This window comes from Caballeronia arationis, from assembly GCF_001544975.2.
Lineage (GTDB): Bacteria > Pseudomonadota > Gammaproteobacteria > Burkholderiales > Burkholderiaceae > Caballeronia > Caballeronia arationis.
In genome coordinates this window covers 1-3304 of the sequence record NZ_FCOG02000307.1, presented here as the reverse complement: position 1 = coordinate 3304, position 3304 = coordinate 1, and the positions used below count along the sequence as shown (strand labels likewise).

4 protein-coding genes are annotated in these 3304 nt (G+C 57.9%); 2 read left to right on the top strand and 2 right to left on the bottom strand.

Annotated features, from left to right (window positions below):
* Window positions 1–290, top strand: a 290-nt coding sequence (locus AWB81_RS41370) for an integrase core domain-containing protein (protein ID WP_144444358.1), incomplete at its 5' end; no start/stop codon positions are given.
* Between the two features lie 92 nt (window positions 291–382).
* On the opposite strand, the gene AWB81_RS41365 is transcribed toward AWB81_RS41370, so the two are convergent.
* Together AWB81_RS41365 and AWB81_RS41360 are read right to left on the bottom strand one after the other, a co-directional pair.
* Window positions 383–838: a hypothetical protein gene (locus AWB81_RS41365; RefSeq protein WP_062644249.1), complete on the bottom strand. Its 456-nt coding sequence runs from the start codon at window positions 836–838 to the stop codon at window positions 383–385.
* On the bottom strand, window positions 835–1404 hold the full coding sequence (locus AWB81_RS41360; RefSeq protein ID WP_062644248.1) for a hypothetical protein: 570 nt from the start codon (window positions 1402–1404) through the stop codon (window positions 835–837). Before AWB81_RS41360 ends, AWB81_RS41365 begins: the two co-directional genes overlap by 4 nt.
* Window positions 1405–2510: 1106 nt before the next feature.
* Here AWB81_RS41360 and AWB81_RS41350 point away from each other — a divergent pair.
* Complete coding sequence (locus AWB81_RS41350; RefSeq protein WP_062644244.1) at window positions 2511–2876, top strand: hypothetical protein; 366 nt, start codon at window positions 2511–2513, stop codon at window positions 2874–2876.
* The last annotated feature ends 428 nt before the right edge of the window (window positions 2877–3304 follow it).

The following is a 3304-nucleotide window of genomic DNA, read 5'->3' as shown; positions in this document are numbered from 1 at the left end:
ACGGTTCGCAGTACACGGCCGATGACTTCCTCAACCAGGTCAGGTTCTGGGGCGTCACGCCGAGCTTCGCCTTCGTCGCCGAACCGCAAACGAATGGCGTCGCTGAGCGCTTCAACCGGACGCTGAAGGAACAAGCCATTCACGGTCGCATCTTCAGGAACCTGGAGGAAGTTCGGGCCGCGGCCGTCGAGTTCAAAGATCGTTACAACCGTCATTGGCGTCTCGAAAAACTGGGCTTTATGTCACCCCATGAAGCCCGTCAGGCAGCCACCATGAAAGAGGCCGCCTGAGTTGCAAACCCGTGTCCAGACAATCCGAGCCGGTACACGCTGGCCTGCACTTGACGCTGCGCGGTAAGCGGGCTGTGCTACTGAAAACGGAATCAATCGGTGGAGTGGTACCAATATGAGTATGGCAATGCTGGCTGCCGCAGTACTGCGGTACCGTCCATGCCCATCCTCACAGTCAAGTTCGACGGGTAGTCATACGCCGCGCCCGTGCCGACGTCTACGCCAGCGCCGACCGGCCCGCCGGCCAAAATGTTCCCGAAGGCCATACCCTTAGTGGATGACTTGACCGTCAGCGTGCCGCCTGCAAGTCCGCTCTTGTCGCACGCTACGCGGAGGTCATCATAGGCACGCGGCACAGTAACCGTGCCCGGAGAAGTGGTGAACCAATTACCCTTGCTGTTCGTCAGTTTGCAAGATGCTCCCGTGACGTTCCATCCATCCATTGACGTTCGAATGGTTATCTGCTGGTTCTCACCTTCTACGATTGAAGCGCATCCCGAGATCACGGCGAGCGTCGCCAACGCGGCCGCTAGTTTGGGGCACTTCATGACGGGTTCGCTGTCGCTGCGACGGTGCGAGACTCGACCGGGTCGCGTTTTCCGCCATCGAATGATGTCGGCGTCACTTTCGTGTCGCCTCCCTTGGGAGCAAGCGCCGCAGTCCCGGGCGCGTTGTTTGTCGGCGGAGCAATGGTCGCCGTGGCGCCTAGTTGGACAGTAATGAGCGTGGGATAGTCGTACGCCGCGCCTGTGGCTACATCGACGCCAGCGCCAATCACGCCGCCGAACAGGATATTCCCGAACGCCATGCCCTTCGTTGAAGACTTAACTGTTGCAATGCCCGGCTGCTCTCCAGCTTTGGTGCAGTAAATCGAGAGATCGTCATATGCGCGATGTATCGTGACGCTACCGGGAGTCGTGACGAACCATGTTCCTTTCGGATTTTCAAGTTTGCAATTGACACCGGCAATCTGCTCACCAGTGCTCGTCCGCGTTTCGAGTGAAATCGACTGGTTCGCGCCGCCCACGATGGACGCACAGCCGGTCGTAACAACAATCCCAAGCAACATTCCCGCGAGGGAGAGCGACTTCGCGACTTTTCTCGTATTTCTCATTCTTGGTCTCATTGACTTTTTTAGGGGAACGGCTTTCAACGTGCAAACAATCGCTGCATGGCTAATACGCCTCCGCGCGATCGTGCCTGGTTATCGGCTCGTTGGCCCAATTCTTTAGAAGGCGCGCGCGGAAAAGATGGCGACGCTTGTTATCCCCGGAACGCCCGGCGTCACGACCACACAAATAGAGGCAGTAAGCCGACGTTCGAGCGTACGAAGGCACGCGTTGGCGAACGGCTGATCGTTCGCCGAAACCCGGTCGACATGGGGGGCCGCCGTGGTCATGCCGTTGATCCGCCACGTGGGGCAGCAGTCGACTCATTTGAGCCCGTCGGGAGCCGTCACAGGAACTTGACGTTATAGAACGCCCAACGGCCGTTCGCTTGTCACCGTTCTGGATGCGCCGACAGCCCGTTGACCAGCGTCGCTTGGATGTCGGGTGCGCGCTGATGCGTCGAGAGCAAGTCTGTGCTCGTGTCGACGTCCAGCGCCTTGTACACGTACGCGGGCTGTACGATGGAACGCGAGACGGCTAGAGTTCCGTCTTGCTATTTTCAACGTCGGGTCTTTGGGCTTACAATCGCGCAACAAAAAAAGTCGGTCGACAGCGCCGACCGATTAATAGAAGGGGTAGTCGTCTGTGAAAGTCGCATTTGTCTATGCAATCTCGGCTGTCATTTGCAGCATTATCCTTGCAGAAGCCTTCAAGGATGGAACGGACAAGCTCCGATTCCTCCCCACCCAAGGTAACTGGACCGTCCAATGTCAGGACAGCGAGGGCTGGCTTCTCTTCGACAAGGGAACGGGTCAGATGTGCTACGTGCGAGCAGGCTCCAATGGCCGGGCCGACTGTACAAAGTTGACGACGTACTAACGACGCGTTACGACATGGAGCTCAGCCGCTGTCGGGCCGGATCCGCATCCGCATCCGCCAAAATCTCGGCGTAGAGCGCTTCGAGTAATTCATCGATGTTCAGTGCTCGGGGGATCTCTCATCGTTTGCTCGGGCCATTGTCAATGGTTGGTGCACTTTTGCTTTACGCGCTTATCAGGCACACGAGTCACGCTATCATGCTGCCCCAGCATTCGGACTGAAAACGCACAACATGATTTTCGTTATTCTCATCGCGCTTACCCTCGCCATTCTCTACGGCGGATACATTCTCGCCGGGATGCTCCTCCTGAGTGTGATGAGCACGGCGATTTCGCTTGTTACCCTGCTCGTCCTGCTGGTTGTCATCCCCGTTCTCTGGTTCCGGGAGGAGATCGCCCAGGCGCGCGCGAAGGCAAGGTACGAAAAGCTCGCAGCGAACGCGGCCGCGGTCGCAGAGAGACTGGAACACGAATACGAACTCCGGCACGCAATTACGCCGCAGGACAGGAGAGAGCAGACACGTGAGGACGCGCGCAAGCACGCCCTATTCGACAAGATGCGACGGATCGAGGAATTGGAGCGCGCGCGCCAGCGATGAAGAGCATCATTGATAACTGCGGATACCGGATAAGGCGAACACTTCTGGTGCGCGCCGTGCTTGCCGTGAGCGCGTCCAATCTGATCGCTACTCCTGCCGCCTCAAAAAGCGGTCCTGATGCTCGACACGCACCGCCACGCCTTCAAAGCTGCTTGGGAGAATTTAGCGCGGCCGGATGGCGTAGCGTCGTCAGGTCTGGCCGGAAACGAACTTGAAGGAGCCACTCCAGCGTTCATTCTGCGACGAAGGCCGGAGTCCGTTCATGGCCGAATCCTGAAGAGTCGGAGCGGCTCGTACAGTTGCGATTTTCAGCGCAAACACCGGGTTATTTCTACGCTTCGTAGTTTCTTACTCGAGAGTGCCGAGTTCTTGCGCCTTTCTCACGGTCTCATCTTGGCGTTCGTGAGCGCCGATCCAGTTCTCGGTAA